At 63.9% G+C, this 22,065-nt stretch carries 25 protein-coding genes and 3 pseudogenes; 16 read left to right on the top strand and 12 right to left on the bottom strand.

The window, feature by feature from the left end:
- Window positions 1–4 precede the first annotated feature (4 nt).
- From HK436_RS16905 to purC, 4 genes are read right to left on the bottom strand one after another with little or no spacing between them, the layout of a single operon-like run.
- Window positions 5–370 carry a hypothetical protein gene (locus HK436_RS16905; protein WP_173193563.1) on the bottom strand — a complete coding sequence of 122 codons (366 nt, stop codon included), beginning with the start codon at window positions 368–370 and terminating at the stop codon, window positions 5–7.
- Between the two features lie 29 nt (window positions 371–399).
- Complete coding sequence (purQ, locus tag HK436_RS16900) at window positions 400–1,068, bottom strand: phosphoribosylformylglycinamidine synthase subunit PurQ (protein ID WP_173191631.1); 669 nt, start codon at window positions 1,066–1,068, stop codon at window positions 400–402.
- A gap of 1 nt (window position 1,069) precedes the next feature.
- Complete coding sequence (purS, locus tag HK436_RS16895) at window positions 1,070–1,312, bottom strand: phosphoribosylformylglycinamidine synthase subunit PurS (RefSeq protein WP_173191629.1); 243 nt, start codon at window positions 1,310–1,312, stop codon at window positions 1,070–1,072.
- A 20-nt stretch (window positions 1,313–1,332) separates the two neighbouring features.
- The gene (gene purC, locus HK436_RS16890; protein WP_173191627.1) at window positions 1,333–2,124 is read right to left on the bottom strand and encodes a phosphoribosylaminoimidazolesuccinocarboxamide synthase; all 792 of its coding nucleotides are present in this window, start codon (window positions 2,122–2,124) and stop codon (window positions 1,333–1,335) included.
- 258 nt (window positions 2,125–2,382) lie between these two features.
- Here purC and HK436_RS16885 point away from each other — a divergent pair, with 258 nt between their 5' ends.
- Complete coding sequence (locus HK436_RS16885; RefSeq protein ID WP_173191625.1) at window positions 2,383–2,703, top strand: DUF1476 domain-containing protein; 321 nt, start codon at window positions 2,383–2,385, stop codon at window positions 2,701–2,703.
- A 109-nt stretch (window positions 2,704–2,812) separates the two neighbouring features.
- The gene (locus tag HK436_RS16880) at window positions 2,813–3,583 is read left to right on the top strand and encodes an HpcH/HpaI aldolase family protein (protein WP_173193561.1); all 771 of its coding nucleotides are present in this window, start codon (window positions 2,813–2,815) and stop codon (window positions 3,581–3,583) included.
- 3 nt (window positions 3,584–3,586) lie between these two features.
- Here HK436_RS16880 and HK436_RS16875 read toward each other — a convergent pair whose 3' ends face one another.
- Complete coding sequence (locus HK436_RS16875) at window positions 3,587–4,135, bottom strand: RBBP9/YdeN family alpha/beta hydrolase (protein WP_173191623.1); 549 nt, start codon at window positions 4,133–4,135, stop codon at window positions 3,587–3,589.
- 143 nt (window positions 4,136–4,278) lie between these two features.
- On the opposite strand from HK436_RS16875, the gene HK436_RS16870 reads away from it, so the two are divergent.
- A complete protein-coding gene (locus HK436_RS16870) occupies window positions 4,279–5,175 on the top strand; it encodes a VOC family protein (protein WP_376769172.1) in 897 nt (298 codons plus the stop codon).
- 214 nt (window positions 5,176–5,389) lie between these two features.
- Here HK436_RS16870 and purB read toward each other — a convergent pair whose 3' ends face one another.
- The 4 genes and pseudogenes from purB to HK436_RS16850 form a co-directional block, all read right to left on the bottom strand.
- On the bottom strand, window positions 5,390–6,697 hold the full coding sequence (gene purB / locus HK436_RS16865) for an adenylosuccinate lyase (RefSeq protein ID WP_173191621.1): 1,308 nt from the start codon (window positions 6,695–6,697) through the stop codon (window positions 5,390–5,392).
- A gap of 77 nt (window positions 6,698–6,774) precedes the next feature.
- Window positions 6,775–7,500 (bottom strand): DUF2259 domain-containing protein, encoded by a 726-nt coding sequence (locus HK436_RS16860; protein ID WP_173193557.1) that lies wholly within the window; start codon window positions 7,498–7,500, stop codon window positions 6,775–6,777.
- A 69-nt stretch (window positions 7,501–7,569) separates the two neighbouring features.
- A pseudogene (locus tag HK436_RS16855) lies at window positions 7,570–8,573 on the bottom strand (P1 family peptidase); the annotation flags it as partial.
- A 4-nt stretch (window positions 8,574–8,577) separates the two neighbouring features.
- Window positions 8,578–9,642: a branched-chain amino acid ABC transporter substrate-binding protein gene (locus HK436_RS16850; protein WP_173191619.1), complete on the bottom strand. Its 1,065-nt coding sequence runs from the start codon at window positions 9,640–9,642 to the stop codon at window positions 8,578–8,580.
- 162 nt (window positions 9,643–9,804) lie between these two features.
- On the opposite strand from HK436_RS16850, the gene HK436_RS16845 reads away from it, so the two are divergent.
- From HK436_RS16845 to HK436_RS16810, 8 genes and pseudogenes are all read left to right on the top strand, one after another.
- A complete protein-coding gene (locus HK436_RS16845) occupies window positions 9,805–10,299 on the top strand; it encodes a flavin reductase (RefSeq protein ID WP_173191617.1) in 495 nt (164 codons plus the stop codon).
- Window positions 10,300–10,315: 16 nt separating this feature from the next.
- Window positions 10,316–11,243: pseudogene (locus tag HK436_RS16840) on the top strand (AAA family ATPase).
- 6 nt (window positions 11,244–11,249) lie between these two features.
- Window positions 11,250–12,483: pseudogene (locus HK436_RS16835) on the top strand (vWA domain-containing protein).
- A 36-nt stretch (window positions 12,484–12,519) separates the two neighbouring features.
- Complete coding sequence (locus tag HK436_RS16830; RefSeq protein WP_173191615.1) at window positions 12,520–12,858, top strand: XdhC family protein; 339 nt, start codon at window positions 12,520–12,522, stop codon at window positions 12,856–12,858.
- A 3-nt stretch (window positions 12,859–12,861) separates the two neighbouring features.
- On the top strand, window positions 12,862–13,572 hold the full coding sequence (locus HK436_RS16825; protein WP_173191614.1) for an XdhC family protein: 711 nt from the start codon (window positions 12,862–12,864) through the stop codon (window positions 13,570–13,572).
- The gene (locus tag HK436_RS16820; protein WP_173191612.1) at window positions 13,569–15,176 is read left to right on the top strand and encodes an NTP transferase domain-containing protein; all 1,608 of its coding nucleotides are present in this window, start codon (window positions 13,569–13,571) and stop codon (window positions 15,174–15,176) included. Before HK436_RS16825 ends, HK436_RS16820 begins: the two co-directional genes overlap by 4 nt.
- A 42-nt stretch (window positions 15,177–15,218) precedes the next feature.
- Window positions 15,219–16,115 carry an alpha/beta hydrolase family protein gene (locus HK436_RS16815; protein WP_244649006.1) on the top strand — a complete coding sequence of 299 codons (897 nt, stop codon included), beginning with the start codon at window positions 15,219–15,221 and terminating at the stop codon, window positions 16,113–16,115.
- A 33-nt stretch (window positions 16,116–16,148) separates the two neighbouring features.
- Window positions 16,149–16,571: a DUF1330 domain-containing protein gene (locus HK436_RS16810; protein ID WP_173191610.1), complete on the top strand. Its 423-nt coding sequence runs from the start codon at window positions 16,149–16,151 to the stop codon at window positions 16,569–16,571.
- 32 nt (window positions 16,572–16,603) lie between these two features.
- Here HK436_RS16810 and HK436_RS16805 read toward each other — a convergent pair whose 3' ends face one another.
- Together HK436_RS16805 and HK436_RS34105 are read right to left on the bottom strand one after the other, a co-directional pair.
- Complete coding sequence (locus tag HK436_RS16805) at window positions 16,604–17,614, bottom strand: DUF1176 domain-containing protein (protein ID WP_244649005.1); 1,011 nt, start codon at window positions 17,612–17,614, stop codon at window positions 16,604–16,606.
- 63 nt (window positions 17,615–17,677) lie between these two features.
- Window positions 17,678–17,851: a DUF1127 domain-containing protein gene (locus HK436_RS34105; protein ID WP_512770955.1), complete on the bottom strand. Its 174-nt coding sequence runs from the start codon at window positions 17,849–17,851 to the stop codon at window positions 17,678–17,680.
- A 210-nt stretch (window positions 17,852–18,061) separates the two neighbouring features.
- On the opposite strand from HK436_RS34105, the gene HK436_RS16800 reads away from it, so the two are divergent.
- Window positions 18,062–18,538: a hypothetical protein gene (locus HK436_RS16800; RefSeq protein ID WP_173191608.1), complete on the top strand. Its 477-nt coding sequence runs from the start codon at window positions 18,062–18,064 to the stop codon at window positions 18,536–18,538.
- Between the two features lie 60 nt (window positions 18,539–18,598).
- On the opposite strand, the gene gloA is transcribed toward HK436_RS16800, so the two are convergent.
- Window positions 18,599–19,039: a lactoylglutathione lyase gene (gene gloA, locus HK436_RS16795; RefSeq protein WP_173191606.1), complete on the bottom strand. Its 441-nt coding sequence runs from the start codon at window positions 19,037–19,039 to the stop codon at window positions 18,599–18,601.
- Between the two features lie 221 nt (window positions 19,040–19,260).
- Here gloA and HK436_RS16790 point away from each other — a divergent pair, with 221 nt between their 5' ends.
- From HK436_RS16790 to HK436_RS16775, 4 genes are read left to right on the top strand one after another with little or no spacing between them, the layout of a single operon-like run.
- On the top strand, window positions 19,261–19,854 hold the full coding sequence (locus HK436_RS16790; RefSeq protein ID WP_173191604.1) for a cold-shock protein: 594 nt from the start codon (window positions 19,261–19,263) through the stop codon (window positions 19,852–19,854).
- A gap of 38 nt (window positions 19,855–19,892) precedes the next feature.
- Window positions 19,893–20,399, top strand: coding sequence for a DUF192 domain-containing protein (locus tag HK436_RS16785; protein WP_173191602.1), 507 nt, complete (start codon window positions 19,893–19,895; stop codon window positions 20,397–20,399).
- Window positions 20,400–20,425: 26 nt separating this feature from the next.
- Complete coding sequence (locus HK436_RS16780; protein ID WP_173191600.1) at window positions 20,426–21,196, top strand: alpha/beta fold hydrolase; 771 nt, start codon at window positions 20,426–20,428, stop codon at window positions 21,194–21,196.
- Window positions 21,193–22,059, top strand: coding sequence for an alpha/beta fold hydrolase (locus HK436_RS16775; RefSeq protein WP_173191598.1), 867 nt, complete (start codon window positions 21,193–21,195; stop codon window positions 22,057–22,059). Before HK436_RS16780 ends, HK436_RS16775 begins: the two co-directional genes overlap by 4 nt.
- Window positions 22,060–22,065: the final 6 nt, after the last annotated feature.

Below are 22,065 nucleotides of genomic sequence, written 5' to 3'. Positions count from 1 at the left end.
GTTTTCAGGCGCAGGCGCTGTCGCCGCCGGACCAGCGGCGCACATCGCCCGCGATTCGCGAGCCGTTCGGCTGTTCAAGCAGCGGACCGAAGGTGGTGACAGCACCGGCGCTACCTTCCGCCTGAACCACCAGCAGCGGCTTGCCGCCGAAATTGCCCTTGGGAACCAGCAGGAAGCGCGGCCTGCCGCTGAACGAGTTGAGTTCGTTTGCAAAGCTGTAGTCGCGGAACGTCGGATCGCCGCTGGCGAACCAGCAACGATGGGCCGCAATCGCCACCTGCTCCATGTTGCGAAGAGCGGCACTTTTGCCCGTACCAGGTGCAGTTGGCTGGCTGGATTGCGACTGGCAGCCGGCGGCCAGCGCGAGCATGGTCAGAACAGCGACGCCGGCGGCCAACTTCACGCGGCGGCTCCCAGCACGCTTTCGAACAGCGCGCGCCCATCGTTGCCGCCGTGCGCGGCCTCGATCAGGTTTTCGGGGTGCGGCATCAGACCCAGCACGTTGCCGGTCGCGCTGACGATGCCGGCAATGTCGTTGATCGAGCCGTTCGGGTTGGTGCCCTCCGCATAGCGGAACACGACCTGGCCTTCGCCTTCGATGCGGGCGAGCGTTTCCGGATCGGCGAAATAGTTGCCGTCGTGATGCGCGACGGGGCAGCGGATGATCTGGCCCGGTGCGTAGCCGCTCGTGAAGGCGGTGTTGGCGTTTGCCACCTGAAGCTTGACTTCGCGGCAGACGAATTTCAGGGACGCATTGCGCATCAATGCACCCGGCAGCAGGCCGGCTTCGAGCAGAATCTGGAAGCCGTTGCAGACGCCCATCACCATGACGCCGCGCTTCGCCTGTTCGGCGACGGCGCGCATGAACGGCATGCGCGCGGCGATCGCGCCGCAGCGCAGGTAATCGCCGAAGGAGAAGCCGCCAGGAATGACGATCAGGTCGACATCCGGGATCTCGGTGTCGGTCTGCCAGACGGTCCGGGGCGGCTTGCCGCCGATCTTGGTCAAGGCCGCGATCATGTCGCGGTCGCGATTGAGGCCGGGGAGAAGAACGACGGCGGCTTTCACCTTAAGCGAGCTCCACCTGGTAGTTCTCGATCACCGTGTTGGCGAGCAGCTTCTCGCACATCGCCTTGAGGTCGGACTCGGCCTTGGAGCGGTCGGCGCCTTCCAGTTCGAGGTCGAAGACCTTGCCCTGGCGCACTGAGGCGACGCCGGAAAAATCGAGCGCGCCGAGCGCGCCCTCGATTGCCTTGCCCTGCGGGTCGAGGACGCCGTTCTTGAGGGTGACGGTCACTCGGGCCTTGATCATATCTGCACGTTTCCCGGCGGTTAGTGGACGCTGCCCTTGTCAGGCTTGGACGAGACGAGCACCGGCCCGGTGGGGCGCGGCGGTTCGTTCTCGTTCATGATGCCCAGACGGCGGGCGACTTCCTGATAAGCCTCGACGAGGCCGCCCATGTCGCGGCGGAAACGGTCCTTGTCGAGCTTGTCGTTGGTGGCGGTATCCCAGAGACGGCATGAATCGGGCGAAATCTCGTCGGCCAGGATGATGCGCATCATGTCGCCTTCGTAGAGGCGGCCGAACTCGACCTTGAAGTCGACGAGCTGGATGCCGACGCCGAGGAAGAGGCCGGACAGGAAGTCGTTGACGCGGATGGCGAGTGCCATGATGTCGTCGATTTCCTGGGGGCTCGCCCAGCCGAAGGCCGTGATGTGCTCTTCGGAGACCATGGGGTCATCCAGCGCGTCGGCCTTGTAGTAGAATTCGATGATCGAGCGCGGCAGAACTGTGCCTTCCTCGATGCCCAGCCGCTTGGCGAGGGAGCCGGCGGCGATGTTGCGCACCACCACCTCGAGCGGGACGATCTCGACTTCCTTGATCAACTGCTCGCGCATGTTGAGCCGCTTGATGAAGTGAGTCGGGATGCCGATGCGGTTGAGGTGGGTGAAAATGTGCTCGGAAATGCGGTTGTTGAGCACGCCCTTGCCGTCGACCACTTCGTGTTTCTTCTTGTTGAAGGCGGTGGCGTCGTCCTTGAAGAACTGGATCAGGGTGCCAGGCTCGGGTCCTTCATAGAGGATCTTTGCCTTGCCTTCGTAAATGCGTCGGCGACGGTTCATGGCGATCTCTGTCTTGCGAGCCGTGCGGGGCAGGGCTCCTGTTGCGAGGCCCGCGTGGCTCGGGCTTGCGGAATATAGCGGCTCTCTAGCGCAATCACACGGTTTCCTCAATCGGCATTTCCCCGGCTGTCGACCTATCCAACGCCAAATGCCGCAGCGGCGAAGACCAACTGCGTATTGACCGCGGGCAGCCATTTGGTTTGAGGAACGGGAACATAATTCGGCGTCCGGATTCGACGCCCAGCCGGAGGATGCCCCATGGCCAGCATGGACGACCGCGAGAAAGCATTCGAAAACAAGTTCGCCCACGACGAGGAACTGAAGTTTCGCGCCATGGCCCGCCGCAACAAGATGCTGGGCCTATGGGCGGCCGAGAAGCTGGGCAAGACGGGTGACGCCGCCGAGGCCTATGCCAAGGAAGTGATCAACTCGGACTTCGAGGAAGCCGGCGATCACGACGTTTTCCGCAAGGTCCGCAAGGATTTCGACGACGCGGGTGTCGACCAGTCGGATCACCAGATTCGCCGCACCATGGACGAATTGCTCGATCAGGCGGTCGAACAGGTCCGCAAGTCCTGAACCACGATTGCGATGCATGAAGAACCGCCCGCCTGCCGGGCGGTTTTTCTTTGCCCAGTGGTCGGCGATCTGGTTCAATCGGGGCCCACGCCACGAGGATTTCTCATTCATGTCGCTCGCATCGCGCCTGTCAGCAGGCGAAACCGTATTCACCGCCTGGTCCGGCGTTCCCGACGCCTTCACCGTGGAGGCTCTGGCCGGCGGGCCATTCGATGCGGTGACGCTGGACATGCAGCATGGCGGGCACCATGAGGACAGCGTGCTGCGTGCGCTGCTGCCGATCACGGCGGCCGGCAAGCCGGGCCTTGTGCGCATTCCCGTGGGGCGGTTCGACATGGCCAGCCGCGCGCTCGATTTCGGGGCCGAAGCCGTCATTGCGCCGATGGTCAATTCTCTGGAGGATGCGAGGCTCTTCGCGGCGGCGATGAAATATCCCCCGGTCGGCCAACGCTCCTGGGGGCCGACCTATGCGATGTCGCGCGGAAAGACTGCCGATTCGGCGGCCTGGCTGGCCAATGCCAATTCCGACACGCTTGCGCTTGCGATGATCGAGACGCGCGAGGCACTCGCCATCCTGGACGACATTCTGGCCGTGCCGGGCATCGACGGGGTGCTTGTGGGGCCGTCCGACTTTTCGATCGCCTGGAGCAATGGCGAAACGATGAACCCCGGCCTCGAAGACATGATGCAGGCGATCGGCGAGATCGGCAGGCGCACGCGCGCCGCCGGCAAGCACGCGGCGATCTACGTCGTCGATCCGCAGCTTGTCGGCCGTTATCTCGAAATGGGATTCAGGCTGATCGCGATGGGCAACGAGGCGCGCTATATGGCGCTCGGCGCGAGCACGTTGATCGACGCGGCAAAGGCATCGATCAAATAGCGCTCAGAGCCTGGACATGAAATGCGCGAAAGTAAGCGAGCCTTCCGGCCACGGGCCGTGGCCTGATTCCGCGTTGAGGTGACCGGCTTCGCCGGCGTCGATGAATAGCGAACCCCAGGCGGCCGCAATGTCCTCGGCAACCTCGAATTTGCAGAACGGGTCGTTGCGGCTGGCAACGGTGATAGACGGAAACGGCAGCGGATCGCGCGGGTAGGGGCCGAACGTCATCAGGTGCTTCGGTCGGATCGCCGGGTTGGCGACATCGGGCGGGGCGACGAAGAACGCGCCGGCCACCGCCTTGCCGCTTTCGGCAAGCGCATGGATTGCCGTCGGGATGCCGAGCGAATGGGCGACCAGCACGACTGGGCGATCGGCCTCGTCGATGGCACGGGCCGTCGTCGCCACCCAGTCGTCGCGCACCGGCTTAGACCATTCGGCCTGCTCGACGCGGCGGGCGGTCGACAGCTTCTGTTCCCAGCGCGATTGCCAGTGGTCGGGCCCCGAATTGGTGTAGCCCGGTATGATGAGTATGTCTGCGTCCTTGACCTTCATGGCCGGCCATGTAGCGAGCCTGCCGGCCGGTTGCAACCGTCGCCGGTAAGTGAACGGCGTGTGTCGCCCGAAGCATGCTTGCGCATCCCATGCCGGTGCACGATCTTTGCTGCGACCAACAACGTCTCAAGGGACATTGACGGATGAAACTCACGAGACGCCAGATGACGGGCGGCATCGCCGCGCTTGCGGTCACAGCAAGCGCCTTGCCCGCCCGCACGGAGACAGCGATGGAAAATCTTCCCTTTGCGGCAACCACGCCGGTCAGCATCGGCAAGGTCGGGCTGATGGCGCGCGACGGCTCGCGTGTTGCCGATTACTACAAATCGGTCCTCGGCCTCACGGAGCTTCGCCGTGCCGGCAATGTCGTCGCGCTTGGCGCCGGCGATCGTGAATTGCTTGAAATCGAGGAATCGTCGGCGCTGCGTCAGGATGATCCGCGTTCCGCCGGACTGTTTCACACCGCTTTCCTGCTGCCGACACGCAAGGAGCTGGCTCGCTGGACCCGACATGCCATCGAGACACGCATTCCGGTGGACGGTGCCTCCGACCACTTGGTGAGCGAGGCGATCTACCTGACCGACCCCGAAGGCAACGGCATCGAGATTTATGCCGACCGGCCGCGCGAAAACTGGATTTTCGACGGCCCGTCGGTGCGGATGGCCACCGATGCCCTCGACGTCGCCAATCTCATGGGCGAACTTTCAAGCGACGAGCCAGAATGGAAGGCTGCGCCTGACGGAACCGTCGTCGGCCACGTGCACCTGCGCGTCGGCGATGCGCAGGCCGCCGAACAGTGGTGGAGGGACGAGCAAGGCTTCGACACGATGCAAAGCCTTGGCGGGCAGGCGGTGTTCCTGTCTTCAGGCGGCTATCATCACCATATCGGGGCCAATTCCTGGCGGAGCAGGGGCGCTGGGCCGCGTGGAATGGATCGAACCGGGCTTGGCTTCGTGGAGCTGTTATCGAAGGATGCGAAGGCGGAAACCGCTTCGCGCGACCCTTGGGGCAACGAAATCAGGGTGCTGCCGGCCGGGTGATTCTGCCGCTGCGAGAGGAATATGTCGTGCGTCCTTCGAGGCTCGCTGCGCTCGCACCTCAGGATGAGGACGGTGGTTTGTCGAACCGCAACGTGGCGGGCTCGATATACCTCGACAGAACCGCCCTCAAGCCCGCGAGTTTGCGGGGTTGATGCACAACATCCCTCATCCTGAGGTGCGAGCTGAGCGAGCCTCGAAGGCCGGCGGTGCGCCCTCAACTTTCGCCGAAAACGCGCTTGAAAATCGTGTCGACGTGCTTGGTGTGGTAGCCGAGGTCGAATTTCTCACGAATGACGTCTTCCGGCAGTGCGGCGCGAACGTCGACGTCGGCCAGCAGCTCCTCGAGGAAGTCCGCCCCTTGCTCCCACACCTTCATCGCGTTGCGCTGGACGAGACGGTAGGAATCCTCGCGTGAAACGCCTGCCTGCGTAAGCGCCAGCAGCACCCGCTGGGAGTGGATCAGCCCGCGGAACTTGTTCATGTTTTTCAGCATGTTGTCCGGGTAGACAAGAAGCTTCTCGACCACGCCTGTCAGCCGCGCCAGCGCGAAATCGAGGGTAATCGTGGCATCCGGCCCGATCATGCGCTCAACCGACGAATGCGAGATGTCGCGCTCGTGCCAGAGCGCAACGTTTTCCATCGCAGGCAGCGCCATCCCGCGCACCAGACGGGCGAGGCCGGTCAAGTTCTCGGTCAGGACCGGATTGCGCTTGTGCGGCATGGCCGACGAGCCCTTCTGGCCCGGCGAGAAATATTCTTCGGCTTCAAGCACTTCCGTCCGCTGCAGATGGCGGATTTCGGTTGCCAGCCGCTCGACCGACGAGGCGATGACGCCGAGCGTGGCGAAGAACATCGCGTGGCGGTCGCGGGGGATGACCTGGGTCGACACCGGCTCGGGCGTCAGACCGAGCTTTTCGGCGACATGTTCCTCGACGCGCGGGTCGATGTTGGCGAAGGTGCCGACCGCACCCGAAATGGCGCAGGTGGCGATTTCAGCGCGGGCATGCACGAGGCGCTCGCGGCACCGCTCGAACTCCGCGTAGGCCTGCGCCAGCTTGACGCCGAAGGTCGTCGGCTCGGCATGGATGCCGTGGCTGCGGCCGATGGTGACGGTGTCCTTGTGCTCGAAAGCGCGCTTCCTGAGCGCCGCCAGCAGCGCGTCGAGATCGGCCAGCAGCAGGTCGGCCGCGCGCGAAAGCTGCACCGAGAGGCAGGTGTCGAGCACGTCGGACGATGTCATCCCCTGATGGATGAAACGCGAATCCGGACCGACAAATTCGGCAAGGTGGGTCAGGAAGGCGATGACGTCATGCTTGGTCTCGCGCTCGATCTCGTCGATACGCTCGACGTCGAACTTCGCCGCGCCGCCTTTTTCCCAGATCGTCCTAGCTGCTTCCTTCGGGATGACACCGAGTTCGGCCAGCGCGTCGCAGGCGTAAGCCTCGATCTCGAACCAGATCCTGAACTTGGTTTCCTGCGACCAGATGGAAACCATTTCGGGTCGCGAATAGCGCGGGATCATGAGGCTCGTCCTGACTGCGTGGGAAGGATGCGCGCTCCCTAACAGAGCCGCGCGGATTCCTCAACGCGGCAGTTCGCTCAGAGTTTGCCCGGCACCGCTATCCAGCGGTGATCCGGTCCCTCGAAGCCGACGGAGCGGACCGCGATCAGCGCTGCGAAGACCGGATCACCGCCTTCGGGGAAGAATGTCTGGACCGCTCCGATGCTATAGCCGAGCGGGCAGTTGCGGCTGGAAGGAATGGATGTGTCCTCATGCAAGAGCGATGCGGCTTCGCCAGGCGCGACGCCGACCCGGATCAGGCGGTAGCCCATCACGGTGCCGAAGGATTCGCAGAGTTCAGGACCTTCAAGCGCGAATTCCTCGAGACGCAACTCGAGCGGCGTATCGATTGCCGGGAAGACAGCGCGCGGATTGACCGCCATGCGGTGAGGATCGCCGGACAATTCCGTGACCGGGCTGGCACCCGCGGTGAGGCCACGATTGGCCTCGAGCTCGGCCTGCGATGCGATCGCCTCGCCCTGAGAGCGCGCCTGTGCACGCGCATCGTCTAGGGACGCGGTTTCGTCATCGATGCGCACGCGGATCGGTGTGCCGGGCAGGAAGCTGTCCGTTGCCGTGTCGATGTAGAACCGGTTGGCATAAGGGAAGCCCGAGCCGTCCTGGATACCGAACTCCTCGAACGCGAAGACGCCGCCATTTGCGGTGAAGCCGAGAATGTTGAGTTCGGCTGTGTCCCCGGCGCGCGCCGATTCGGCACAGAACTGCGTGGCGGCAAAGATGGCAATGGCTGCGAACAGTCTCATCGGGGCTCTCCATCGGGTTTCAGGATGAGGATGGCCCGCAAATGCGCCGACGGCAAGCCATTCAGCGCGGCGCGAGCTCCAGACGGGAAAGAGATCGTTTTCGGCAGGGGTGGCGGCGTGAACAGCGCGCGCGATCGCGCGTGCCATCGTTGAGCCTGCCACCGCGAAAGCTCCATTGCGCCGAGTTCATCCAGCTCGATGCCGCTGGCGCCGGTCGAAAGCGCGAAAACGAGATCGCCGTCGGCTGGTGTATGAGCAGGCCAGATGGCGCGCGCGAAACCGTCGTGGGCGGCGATCGCGAGCCTTTTGGCTGCCGCCTTGGTTAGGACCGCATCGGTGGCGATGACCGCAATCGTGGTGTTGCCGCCCGGTTGGGGTTCCGCGTCGAACTTCCAGCGTATGTCGGCTGCGTCTGGCGGCAGGGGTGATGGTAGACCGAGGCCGCCGAATTCGTCGCCGATCTCGAAGGGCGCCGCCCAGAAATGCGCCGAATGGCCGACTGTGACGGACCCGACGGGATTGGCCGCGACCAGAGCACCGACCGTGATCCCGTTCGCGAGCATCGTTGAGGCCGAACCGAGCCCGCCCTTGAGGCCGGAGGACAGCGCGCCGCAGCCGGCGCCCGTGCTGCCGAGCTCAAAATCGACGGATGCGTTGCGTGCCGCTGCGTAGCCGAGGTCGCGATAAGGCGGGTAGCGGCCCCAATCCTTGTCGCCGCCATTGATCAGGTCGAAAAGGATGGCTGCCGGCACGATGGGCACCCGCTGGCCGCGCACCTCGACGCCCACTCCGTCCTCGCGAAGCGCGGCCTGCACGCCTGAGGCCGCGTCCAGCCCGAAGGCCGAGCCGCCTGAAAGGACCAGCGCATGGATTTCCTTCAGCGAATTATGGGGCTCCAGCGCATCGGTTTCGCGCGTGCCCGGCGCGCCGCCCAGAACCTGCACGGCAGCGACCGCAGGCCGGTCGGGAACGACGACGGTTACACCGCTCTTGAGGCGCCCGTCCGCCGCATTGCCGACGCGCAAGCCGGCGACATCCGTGATGAGGTTCTTCGGTCCGGTCCGGAAAGGCATGCAGTTACTCTACGGGAAGGAAGCGCTCGCCGTCGTAACGGAGGAGCTGGAACAGGTTCTCCGACAGATCGCCCTTGTCGTCGAAGGAAAGCGTGCCGATGAGGGTATCGAAGCCGCCTGCAGACAGGACATCCGCGACTGGCCTGCTGTCGGCGTCGGCAGTGGCTAGAGCCTGTGTGGCGATCTCAACGGAGACGTAGGAGGGAACCACGTAACCTTCAGGTACGATGCCTGCTTCCGTGAAGCGCTCGACCGCTTCCTCGTCAAGCATTTCGGCCCATTCCGGCAGGCCAATCATGAGCGTTCCGGTGGCCAATGGAATCTCGCCGGCAGTGCGCAACGCGTCGCCGCCGGCAATCGTCGGTTCGTAGTCAAGGCCTGCCGCATCACGTTGAATGATGGCGACATCGTCGCGTTCACCACCGACAAAGATATGAGTGGCACCTGCGCGGCGCAGCCGCCCCACCAATCCGACCTGATTGTCCGACTGTGGACGGTACGTGTCGACGAATACAGGCTTGAGGCCCGCCAGTTCCACGGCGAGCCGAAGCGACTCGGCCAACTCACGCCCGTAGATCGTTCCATCGTCTACGATAGCAAAGAGTTCGTCACGCCAGCGCGAAACGAGAATGTCCGAGACGGCGGCGAGTTCGGCATCGGCCCGTGGTGCCGCGCGCCAGACGAGCCAGCCCTCGCGGGTGCGCCGGTCGGTAATCCCGCTGTTACGCACGCCGGACGTTACGACGGGAATGCCGGCGTCGCGCAGCAGCGGCAATGCCGATTCCAGCGCTTCCGAGCAAAGAAAGCCGACGGCGATCTGGACTTCGGCCTCTATGAAGGCGCGGGCAGCGCGCTCTCCGCCGGGTGCATCGCAGGCGTCGTCTTCAACGATCAGTTGTTGGCCACCCAGGCGCGCTGCGATCTGCGCGCCGTCGCGCACCTGCTGACCCAGCAGCGCCAGCGGTCCCTCGAGCGGTGCGGCAAGCCCGATCCGCTCCGCCGCCGCATAGCCGCTGCCCGCAAGCGCTAACGCGCAAGCCAGAAGCAGGGATTGGACCGGATGACGCATGAAGCTTTGCCGACGCCGTCAATTCGTGGAAAGTGCGTCAACTTGGTAAAGGCTGGCGGGTGAGGGCGCAACAGGCTAGAGCGGGGCAGGGGGCCGGTGCGGCGCTTGGCTGCATCCTCGCCGGAACCTATATGCGGTCAGGATGAAAATGCGGGAAACGCGGTGCTGAAGAAGAATGCTGTCGAGCCACGCCTCTATCGCGAGGCGATGAGCCGTTTTGCGGGTGCGGTGCATGTGGTGACGACCGACGGCCCTTACGGGCGGCGCGGCGTGACGGTGATCGCCGCATGTTCCGTCTCGGACGATCCGCCGACGATCCTGGTGTGCCTCAATCGCGTCAAGACGGACAATGACTGCTTTGCACAGAACGGCGTTTTCGCACTGAACACGCTGGCGACGGAGCAACGCGCGCTCGCCGACGCGTTCTCCGGCCTTACCGGCCTGTCGCAGGAAGAGCGCTTTGCCCTGGCCCGATGGGAAACCGAAGCCTCGGGCGCGCCTGTCTTGCCCGGCGCGCTCGCCACGTTCGACTGTCAGCTCGTCGAGGCAAAGGTCGCCACGCATCGCGTGCTGTTCGGCAAGGTGACAGGTGTGCGGATCGGCGATAGCCTTGATCCGCTGATTTATCACCAACGCGCCTACCGTATTCTCGGATAGGGCATTCGGAGAGACCATGGCCGATACAAAGCCGCGTCCGGTGCCGGGATCGATCGACGAGACGGTCGAGATGCTTGCCGGCGCGGATTATGTCGCCGACCGCGCTCTGGCCACAGTGCTTTTCCTGAGCCTGCGCATGCAGCGGCCGCTGTTTCTCGAAGGCGAGGCGGGTGTCGGCAAGACCGAGATCGCCAAGGTGCTGTCGTCGGCGTTGGGTCGCAGGCTGATCCGCCTGCAGTGCTACGAAGGGCTCGACGTCTCGTCTGCGGTTTATGAATGGAACTACGCCGCGCAGATGATCGAAATCCGCATGGAGGAAGCAACCGGCGAGACGAGCCGCGTGGCGATGGAGCGCAACGTCTTTTCCGAAAAATACCTGATCCGCCGTCCGGTGCTCGACGCGCTGACGGGCGACAAGGGTGCGGCACCGGTTTTCCTGATAGACGAGCTCGACCGCACCGACGAGGCCTTCGAGGCGTTCCTGCTGGAAATCCTGTCCGACTGGCAGGTGACAGTTCCGGAACTGGGCACGATCCGCGCTGCGGAGCCGCCGCTGGTCATCATCACCACAAACCGCACGCGCGAGATTCATGACGCGCTGAAGCGGCGCTGCCTCTACCACTGGGTCGATTACCCGGACGCGGCGCGCGAACTGGAAATCGTCCATCGCAAGGTGCCGCATGCCAATGCGAGGCTTTCGGCCGAAGTGGTTTCCTTCGTCCAGAAGCTTCGCCAGATCGACCTTTTCAAGGCTCCAGGCGTTGCCGAAACGCTGGACTGGGCCGGCGCTCTGACCGAGCTCGACAAGGTCGCTCTCGATCCGGAAACCGTTTCGGACACGATCGGCGTGCTGCTGAAATATCAGGACGACATCGCGCGCATCGGGCAGGGCGGGACGCCGCATCCTCGACGAAGTGAAGGCCGAGCTGGCCGCGGCGGAATAGCCTCCGATGGCCGAGACGACTATACCCGCGACGACCGACCCACAGGGGCGCATCGCCGACAACATCGTCTATTTCGCACGCGCCCTGCGCAAGGCTGGCATGCGCGTCGGCCCGGCGGCTGTCAAGGATGCCATCGAGGCGGTGCTTGCCGCCGGGATAGGCGGGCGTGACGATTTCTACTGGACGCTGCATGCCGTGCTGGTGAATCGACGCGAGGATCACGCAACCTTCGACGAGGCGTTCCGACTTTTCTGGAAATCGCGTGAGCTGATCGAGAAGATGATCGCGATGTTTTCGCCTGTGGCGCCCGACAGCCGGGAAAGGGAGAAGAGCCGGGCTGCGGAAACGCGGGTTGCCGACGCGATGTTCGAGGGCCATCGCAAGAATCAGCCGATTCAGGAACGCCCCGAGATCGAGATCGACGCGCGTTTCACCGTTTCCGGCAACGAAATCCTGCGACAGAAGGATTTCGCGCAGATGACGGCGCGTGAACTTGCCGAAGCGAAACGCGTGATCGCCGGGCTGAAACTGCCGCATGACCGCGTCGCGACCCGGCGTTTTCGGCCGGACCCGCACGGTTCGCGCCATGATGCGCGTGCCATGATGAAGGCGGCGCTGAGGACCGGCGGCGACCTGATCCCGCAGAAATTCCGCTCGGTGCGCGAGATTCACCCGCCGTTGGTCGTGCTGGCCGATATTTCCGGCTCGATGAGCCAGTACAGCCGCATCTTCCTGCATTTCCTGCATGCGCTGAGCGAAAGCCGCAGCCGGGTGCACACATTCGTCTTCGGCACGCGGCTGACGAACCTGACGCGGCAGTTACGCCGGCGCGATCCCGACGAGGCGCTGGCCGAGTGCGCGGCGTCTGTGAAAGACTGGTCGGGCGGCACGCGCATCGGCGAGACGCTGCGGACGTTCAACCATCAATGGTCGCGGCGTGTGCTGGCAGGGCGCCATCGTGCTTCTCATAACCGATGGGCTGGAACGCGAGGATACCGTCCTGCTCGAACAGGAGATGGCGCGATTGAAGCGGTCCTGCCGGCGGCTCATATGGCTCAACCCGCTGCTACGTTTCGACGGGTTCGAGGCGCGTGCGCGGGGCGTGCGGGCGATGCTGCCGCATGTCGACGAGTTCCGGCCCGTCCATTCGCTGGAGGCGTTGTCCGATCTCGTGCAAGCGCTTTCGGCCTCCCGCTCGCGCGAAGCAGACCCTCGGCAATGGCTGGGTCTTGGCAGGTAGACCCCTGCGTGACCATATTACGGCTGGAGGCTTCCAATGACACAGGTTGCGACACCCGACGAAGCACGCGATCCGCTGATGATCGCGGAGCAATGGAAGAACGAAGGCAAGGACGTGGCGATCGCCACCGTCGTCGAGACCTGGGGCTCCGCGCCCCGTCCGGCCGGCAGCCACCTCGTGATCGACGCAGACGGCAATTTCCACGGATCGGTGTCTGGCGGCTGCGTCGAGGGTGCCGTGGTGGCGGAGGCGGTCGACATCATCTCTTCCGGAACGCCGCGCATGCTGGAATTCGGCGTTGCCGACGAGACGGCATGGCAGGTAGGGCTTTCCTGCGGCGGCCGCATCAGGGTCTTCGTCGAGCGTCTGGGCTGAAGCATGGACCCGACCGTCCTCAACACGCTGAACGCCGAGCGCCGCGCCCGTAGGGCCGCAATTCTCGTGACTGATCTCGGAGATGGATCGAGCCGTATAGTGCGCGAGAGCGATACTGTCGCGGGCGGGCTTGGCGAGGCGACGCGGCAAGCCTTTCGCACGGGGCGTTCGCAGGCGATCGAGGTCGATGGGCGCACACTGTTTCTGAATGCACATCTGCCACCACCGCGTATCGTCATCGTCGGGGCGGTGCATATCAGCCAGGCGCTGGCGCCGATGGCGCGTCTGGCCGGCTTCGATGTCGAAATCATCGATCCGCGTACCGCGTTTGCCACACCGGAACGGTTCCCGGAAGTCGATCTGCATGCCGAGTGGCCGCAGGATGTGCTGGGACGAAAGCCTCTTGATGCGTTCACGGCCCTGGCGGCGGTGACGCACGACCCCAAGATCGACGACTTTCCGCTGCTTTCAGCGCTTGAGGCCGGATGCTTCTATGTCGGTGCGCTAGGCAGCCGCAAGACGCACGCAAAGCGGGTTGAGCGACTGCTGTCGCAGGGAGCCACGCAGGCCCAGATCGACCGCATACGCGCGCCGATCGGTCTGGACATCGCTGCGTCGAGCCCGGCAGAGATCGCGGTCGCGGTGCTGGCCCAGATCGTGCAGGCCCTGCGCACGCGCGGCACCGAACGTGCCGAGACTGCGGCTGCGGAATGAAATTTGGGCCGGTCAGCATCGATGAAGCAGAAGGCGCGGTCCTTGCCCATTCCGTAGCTGTGGAAGGTCGGAGCTGGCGCAAGGCAACCGTGCTGGGCGCCGACGATGTCGCTGCCATGAAGGCGGCGGGGCTGAACGAGGTCATCGCTGCGGTGCTGGAACCCGGCGACCTCGATGAAAATGCCGCTGCGACGCAGATCGCCGACGGCCTTGCCGCACCGGGCATCGAAGTGCGGCGCGCAGCGACCGGCCGCGTCAACCTGCATGCCGAAAAGGCGGGATTGTTCGTTGTCGACCGCGCGGCCGTCGATGCGATCAACGCGGTCGATCCGGCGATTACGCTCGCCACGCTTGCCGAATTTGCTCCTGTGAGCGCCGGGCAGATGCTGGCGACGGTGAAGATCATCCCGTTCGCGGTGGCCAGAACGCTGGTCGAACGCGCGGCCGACATCGCAGGATGCGGGGGTGTCATCGGACTGCACGGCTTTGAGCCCCGGTACGTGGGGCTTGTACAGACCGTATTGCCGTCGGTCAAAACGAGTGTGCTCGAGAAGACGGCACGGCTGACGGCGGAGCGGCTCGCACGCTCCGGCAGCATCATCGTGCGTGAAACGCGTACGCGGCACGAGGACAAAGAGGTGGCGGAGGCGATCACGGCTCTCAAAGGCGAGGCAGACATGGTCATCGTCTTCGGGGCATCGGCGGTATCGGACCCTGATGACGTGATCCCGGCAGCGATAAGAGGCGCGGGCGGCTTTGTCAGCCGTGTCGGCATGCCTGTCGATCCGGGCAACCTGCTGGTGCTGGGTGAACTGGATGGGCGGCCGATCGTCGGGGCACCGGGCTGCGCACGCAGCCCCAAGCTCAACGGTTTCGACTGGGTGCTGGACCGCATCGTGGCCGGTCTACCGATCGGAGACCGCGAGATCGCCGGCATGGGTGTCGGCGGCCTTCTGATGGAGATCGAGACGCGGCCTCAGCCGCGCGAGCCGCGGCCGTCGCGCAAGGCTGTGGTGGATGCGGTGCTGCTGGCGGCGGGACGCGGGCAGCGCATGGGCGGCCCCAACAAGCTGCTGTCACGGATTTCCGGCCAGCCGCTCGTTCGGCATGCGGCTCAAGCGCTTTTAGATTCCGGGGTCCGCAGCGTTGTTGTCGTCACCGGTCACGAGGGAGATCGCGTACGCGCGGCCCTTGGCAGCTTCGATGTGCGCATGGTCGACAACGCCGGCTACGCCAGCGGTTTGGCGTCCTCGCTCAAGACCGGGATTGCGGCGCTTCCGCAAGACGCCGCGGGTGCGTTGGTCGCGCTTGGCGACATGCCGGAGGTGACTTCGGCCCACATCGACATGCTCTTGAAGGCTTTCGTTCGGGAGCACGGCAATGCGATCATTCGCGCGACCCACGCCGGCAAGCGCGGCAATCCCGTCATCCTGCCACGGTCGCTGTTTGCTGCCGTGGCGACGCTCGAGGGCGACACCGGTGCGCGGCAGATCGTCGAAAGCAGCGAGCTGCCTGTGATTGACGTCGAGATTGGTGCTGCCGCGAGCCTCGACATCGACACGCCGGAGGCGCTGGCGCTGGCAGGTGGCGAACCTGCCGACTGATGCTCTGGCCTCGCGCGTCACTCTTCGCTTAGAGTCGCACTCATGAGTCCATCGCTCCTTTCGGGTATTCTGAAAACGCTCGCGGTCGCGTTTTGCAGCGCGCTCCTTTCCACGTCCATCGCGCAGGCCGAGTTGCTCGCACCTTTCAAGGACGACCTTTTCGCCTATCCGCATGTGCTCAGGCAGGCAGACGACGGCCGCTACATGGCGGTCGACTACCGTTCCAAGCGCGACATCAATCAACGTGACGAGATACCGGAGCGGCGGGTCAACGGGGGCTATGTCGACCTTTCTGTTCGGCGGGACCAGCAGGATCTAATTGCCACCACAGAGGTCGCGCGCATGCCGCACATGGCCGTCGGGCGGCAGCAGAACGCGCGGTTCATCGTGGTCTATCTGTACGGGCAGGGCGGCAACCGGCGCCAAGGCATGGACGACTTCACTTTCGGTGGCAATTTCAACCGGATCAAGAATCTGGCCGTGCGCAACGGCGGCCTCTACCTCACGACCGACTTCTCGGATTTCGGGGCGACGGGTGCGCGCCAGGTCGCGAGCCTGATCTCGCTTTATGCCGCGCACTCGCCCCAGGCGTCGGTGTTCGTTGCCTGCGGTTCGATGGGCGGGGGTATCTGCTGGCGACTTGCCGACAACGAGCGCGTGGCGCCACGCCTTGGCGGGCTGCTTCTGCTCGGCTCGCACTGGGACGAAGGCTTTCTTTCCAGCCGCGCCTTCAAGCGCAAGGTGCCGGTGTTCTTCGGTCACGGTGGAGACGACAGGGTTTTCCCCGTTGAACAGCAGGAACAATTTTTCCGGTCGATCCTGCAGAAATCACCCGGCTATCCGGCGCGTTTCGTACGCTTCGAGACCGGCAGCCACGGCACGCCTATCCGCATGTCCGACTGGCGCGGCACGCTGAACTGGATGGATGCATCGAGGTGATGATCATTTGACTGCAAGTGGAGGAGTATCCGCATGAGCGAAGGATATGTCGACCCGACGCGGGAAACGTTCGGCGCGTTTCGTCGGCTGGCGGAGGAGGGGCCGATCCACATGCTCAACCTCGTGCGGCTGCGTGACAAGGCTGTGTATCCAGACGGTCGCGCGGCGACGGGGGCGGAAGCCTACGCCGCCTACGGTCGCGAGAGCGGGCCGATCTTCCGCCGTGTTGGCGGCCGTATCGCATGGTCGGGCGATTTCCGGCTGATGCTGATCGGTCCGGCGGAGGAGCGTTGGGACCGCTGCTTCATCGCCCAATACCCGTCCGGCGCGGCATTCGTCGAGATGGTCAAGGACCCCGACTACCAGAAGGCGGTGATCCACCGGCAGGCGGCTGTGCTCGATCTGCGCCTGATCCGGCTCAACCCGCGCGAAACGGGGCAGGGCTTCGGGGAGTGAGCGCGCCGGCTAAGGAGCCGATTCGTAGTCGACTATGACTTCCGGATTGATCTCGCCGTCATAGGAGCCGTCCACCGCGTAGTGAACGAGCCTGAAGGTTCCTGCCTTGAATGCCAGGTGCCTGACGTGCCCGCATCGCCCACGCCGCGCCATTTCGAAAATTCCGTGATTGTCAGCGTCGCCGGGTCAAAGGCTGAATTTACGAGGTCGGCAGTCGCGCTGAATCCTTCGAGGGCAATGTGGTCCACCGCGCCTTCCCGGTCGTCGTCCACATAGTGAATGTCGAACGCCGGCTTGGCGAAATGTAACGGCTGGACGCCGTCTTCTTCGGTAAAGAGGTAGTAGAGGTGCGATTCGTTGTAGGCGCCGCGGTAGCACAGGAACCGGAACAGCCGTGCCGTGCGTTCCGGCTGATCGTCGTCGTCATATTCGTATCGGAAGGTCAGGGTGTAGCTGTCCGGTTTCGCGTCTTCCGCGTCGAATGCCGGGGCGATGTCGCATTTGTCGACGGCTGCGGCATCGAATATCGCCTTTGCGCGCTCGGCGACCGGATCGAGCGGAGGCAGTTCCGCGCCGTCGCCGCATTTACGCGGCAGCGCCTCGTCGAGTTCCGCGTCGCTCGGGCGGAGCGTGGCGCTTTCGATGTGCATCGGCTCGAATGCGTCGCCGGCAACCGACGGGTCCTGCAGGCGCATCGTGTAGCAACCGGAGAACACCCGGGCTGAGCCGTCGCCGGCTTGCGCGCGAATCGCAACCGGAAGCTGGTAGTAGAAGCTACCCGCCGTGCCTTCCTCACGCGCCAGTCCGGTGATCAGCTCCACATTCTGTGTGTCCGCATAGCCTGCGGCGTAGGCTTCCAGATCGGCGGCTGGCGGTTGGGCGAAGTAGCTCCACGCGCGGGCATATTCACGCCTGTTGATCGCGTTGTAGAGCGAGCGCATCAGCGCGGCCGGGCTGGAACGGTCGTCGACATAATCGGCATCCTGGGCGACGGCCGGAAACGCTGTTGCGGCAAGGATGCAGGCAAGAGCTGGGCGAAACATCGTCGGTCTCCGTGGTTGACGGAGAGTAACGCTTCCCCCGTGAGAGGAAAAGAAGACTCCTGCCTAGGATAGCTGCCTTCTGGCCGCTTCCCTTGCGACCCTCGGAAAATCAGCCGGCTTGATGCCGATATCAGCACGATCCGCCGGGCTCATCGATTCGAGCAGGGCAAGCGTTGCGCGATATCGTTCGGCTTCTACCGGGCGCGGACGGACGAAGAACTCAGTGAAGAACCCCATGTCAGGCTCCCTTCGGTTTGTCCTCCCGATGTCTGAATATAGACGCCTTCATTCGGATTGTGCAGTGCAGCATGCGCATGGCTGCCATGCGAGCGTTTGCTTGGCGGAAATGGTGGATCGCGAAAATCCGCGGCAATTTAAGGGAACCTTTTTAACCGGATGCGCTTAGCGTGGGTAACGGACGCAAACGCCTGGGAACGGGAGACTTCGGTGGGCGCAAATGCGAAACTTGATTTTGGTGCGCTGCTGGATCAGCTGCTCGCTGCTACGGCCGATGCCGAGTTCGACGAGCCGGAGGGCGGCGTTGCGCCGTCGCTGCGTGTCGACATGCTGGCCCAGATAGAGCGGCTTCAGGCTGAAAACGTTGCGTTATTTCCGGATCGTGCGATGCGCGAATACGGCGACAATGCTGAACAGTTCCAGACCAAGACGGAAAAGCAGGCGCCGCAAAGCCCTGCCAACCTGCAACCAGCGCTGGAGGATCTGTTTTTCCTCGACCCTGATTCGATCTCGCGTGAACTCGGGATCGGGCCGAAGAGCAAGCCGGACGAACTTGACCGTGCCAGACGCAGCTTTGCCCTGCGTTATCACCCGGACCGGATGCCAGAAGAACTTCGCGAGCGTGCCGCCCTGCGCATGCAGATTGCAAACATGCTGATTGACGAGGCCAAGCGCGGGAAGCGCTGAAGCTTTGCGATACGCTGATGGCAGAGGGCCGCCCTGTTGGATGCGGCCCCCGGCCTTTTCCTACCAGCTTCCCGTATTTTCCATCGATGCCCAGGGCTCGGCTTTCGGCTTGGCCGGGCCTTTCTGCAGCAGTTCAATCGAGATGCCGTCCGGTGACCTGACGAAAGCCATGTTTCCGTCGCGAGGCGGACGGTTGATCGTGACGCCGTTGTCCATCAGGTGCTGGCAGGTGGCGTAGATGTCGTCGACCTCATAGGCCAGGTGGCCGAAATTGCGTCCGCCCTGATAGTCTTCCGTATCCCAGTTATAGGTGAGTTCGACCAGCGGCGCCTTGTCGGCGATGCCGGTCTGTTCGTCTTCCGGCGCCGCCAGGAAGATGAGCGTGAATCGCCCCTGTTCGTTCTCGATGCGGCGAACCTCTTTGAGGCCCAGCTTGCGGCAATAGAAATCGAGCGAAGCGTCTACGTCCTTCACGCGGACCATGGTGTGCAGATAGCGCATGATTGTTCCTGTGGGTGGGTCGTGTTTGCAGGCATGATATGGAGCAGGCCGGCACCGGGGGCAACCGTCAGCCTGACAGGTGGGGCTTAACGAAGACAAACCACAGTATTGTCAGCCGCGAAATGTTGAAAAATGCTAAGCGGCTCTTGCTAACCCACGATTGCACGGTGTTATCCTGTCGATCAGAATCACTTGGCTGAATTGAAGAAAGGTGTGTCGGGATGGGGGACAAGGCCTCTTCAGAGAGGCGCTACGCGGCCATTGACGAAACCTTGGGTCCGGATAACGGAGATGAGGCAGCGCTCGCTGAAATTTCGGGTGCGATCAAGTGGTTCGATGTCGCCAAGGGTTACGGGTTCATCCTGCCGGACGAGGCGGGGATGGGCGATGTGCTCCTCCATGTGACCTGCCTGCGCAAGGACGGTTTCCAGACTGCGCTTGAAGGCGCGCGCGTGGTCTGCCTCGTTCGCAGGGGCGAACGTGGCCTTCAGGCTTTTAAAGTCCTCTCCATGGACAACACCAACGCGGTGCACCCGGCCGAACAGCCGCTGGAGCGCACGCATGTCAGCGTGACGGCCGAGAGCGGTCTCGAGCGGGCGCTGGTGAAATGGTTCAACCGCACCAAGGGGTTCGGCTTCCTGACGCGCGGCGAGGGCACCGAGGACATTTTCATCCACATGGAGACCCTGCGGCGCTACGGATTGACCGAGCTGCGTCCCGGCCAGGTGGTGCTGGTGCGCTTCGGTAAGGGGGACAAGGGCCTTATGGCCGCCGAAATTCACCCCGATATGGGAACCCTGCCGGTCGCGCATTGATGCCAATTCCTTCCGGCCGCCGGCAGGCAGGATGGTCCATGTTGCGTTTCGCCCGAATATTTCTGATTTTCATCGCCGCGTCCCTTGCCATGGGCGCGCCGCAGGCGTTGAGCGAGATTCCGGTTGCCGAAGGGCAACCGATGATGCTGCCGACCAGCCCGGACGCGCTTGTGGCGGAGGCTGAAGGCGGCGAGCAAAGCTTCACGATCGAGGTGGCGGACACGGACCTGAAAAGGTCCGCCGGACTGATGTTCCGCACCAGCATGGGCGACATGCATGGCATGCTGTTCGTATTCGAGCAGACGCGCCCCGTGTCTTTCTGGATGAAGAACACGCCGATGCCACTGGACCTCGTGTTCATCGGTGATGACGGACTGGTTGCGGCGGTGCTGCCCGGCGAACCGTTCTCACTTGCTTCCATTGGTCCCGACGCGCCGGTTCGGTTCGTGCTTGAACTGAAACGCGGCACGGCACAAAAGACCGGCATTTCCGACGGCGTGCGTATACGCCATCCGCTCATCGACCGGGTCGCGGGCGCAGGTTAAGCCGCGCTGCGGAGATATTGCTGTTCATGCAGACCTTTTCACACGACGGCTTCGAGATCGCCTTTATCGACCGGGAGCCTGCGAGCGGTTCCGGCGAGCCCGTGCTCCTTATCCATGGCTTCGCGTCCAGCCATCACGTCAACTGGGTTGCCCCCGGCTGGGTGAAAACGCTGACGGAAGCGGGCTATCGCGCCATCGCGCTCGACAATCGCGGCCATGGTCGCTCGACCAAGAGCTACGATCCCGCCGACTACACTCCCGATGTCATGGCCGAGGACGCGGCCGCGCTGCTCGATCACCTCGGCATCGGCAAGGCGCATGTGTTCGGCTATTCGATGGGCGCGCGGCTCTCGACCTTCCTCGCACTGGCGCACCCGGAGAAAGTCGCAACACTGATCCTCGGCGGGCTGGGCTACGGCATGGTCGACGGGGTCGGCGACTGGGACCCGATCGCCGAGGCGCTTGTCGCGCCCGACCCAGAGGCGATCAGCCATCCGCGCGGCCGGATGTTCCGCACCTTCGCGGACCAGACAAAGAGCGATCGAGAAGCGCTTGCGGCCTGCATCGAGACGTCGCGCGAGCTCGTCGCCGAGGACGAGCTTGGCAGCATCCGCCAGCCCGTGCTCATCGGCGTCGGCACCAAGGACGACATTGCCGGCTCTGCGCAGAAACTCGCCGCGCTGCTGCCGGATGCCGAAGCTTTCGATATCGAAGGGCGCGACCATATGCTGGCCGTCGGCGACCGCTCATGGAAAGCGAAGGTGCTGGAATTCCTGAAGGACCATCCGATTACATGACACCAACACCGATCGAATTCGCAGGCGCGGAGGGCAATCGGCTTGTCGCCGACCTCTGGGACGGACATGGACAGCCGGTGCTCTTCCTGCATGGGGGCGGACAGACCCGCCGCGCGTGGGATGCGACGGCAAGGCGCGTCGCCGAAAGCGGCATGCGCGCCATCGCGGTTGATCTGCGGGGGCATGGCGAAAGCGAATGGGTGCCGAGCGGCAATTACAGCTTTGCCGACTACGGCGCCGATGCCGTGGCGCTCGTGCGCCAGACGAAGGAGCGGTTTCACGCAACGCCGGCGGCCGTTGGCGCCTCGCTTGGCGGGCTTTCGATGCTGATCGCGGAGACGCGGCACGGTCCGCTGCTCGATCTGCTCGTGCTGGTTGACATCACCCCGCGCATGGACCCGGAAGGTGTTGCCAAGATCCAGGGTTTCATGGGCGAGCGGATGGAAGAGGGCTTCGCGACGCTCGAGGAAGCAGCCGAGGCAATCGCCGGCTATCTGCCCAACCGCAAACGCCCGCGTTCGCTCGACGGCTTGCGCAAGAACCTGCGCCTAGGATCGGACGGCCGCTATCGCTGGCACTGGGATCCGGCCTTCATGACAAGCGAGCGCAACATCAACCTGCATGCGCGCGAGACCATGGAGGAAGTGATCGAGGGCCTGCCAGAGCTGCACCTCCCAGTATTGCTGGTGCGCGGCATGCAGTCCGAGCTGGTGCATGAAGAATATGCCAGGGAGTTCGTCGAGACCGCACCGTCGGCCAGCTATGTCGACGTCGGCGGGGCAGGGCACATGGTGGCCGGTGACAAGAACGATGTCTTCAGCGCCGCGGTGCTGGACTTCCTGAGCGACCGCGCGGCGGCTTAAGGCAGG

It is taken from the genome of Neoaquamicrobium sediminum, from assembly GCF_013240295.1.
GTDB classification, from domain to species: Bacteria; Pseudomonadota; Alphaproteobacteria; order Rhizobiales; family Rhizobiaceae; genus Aerobium; species Aerobium sediminum.
Note: the sequence above shows the minus strand (reverse complement) of the source record. Positions and strands in the feature narration are given on the sequence as shown.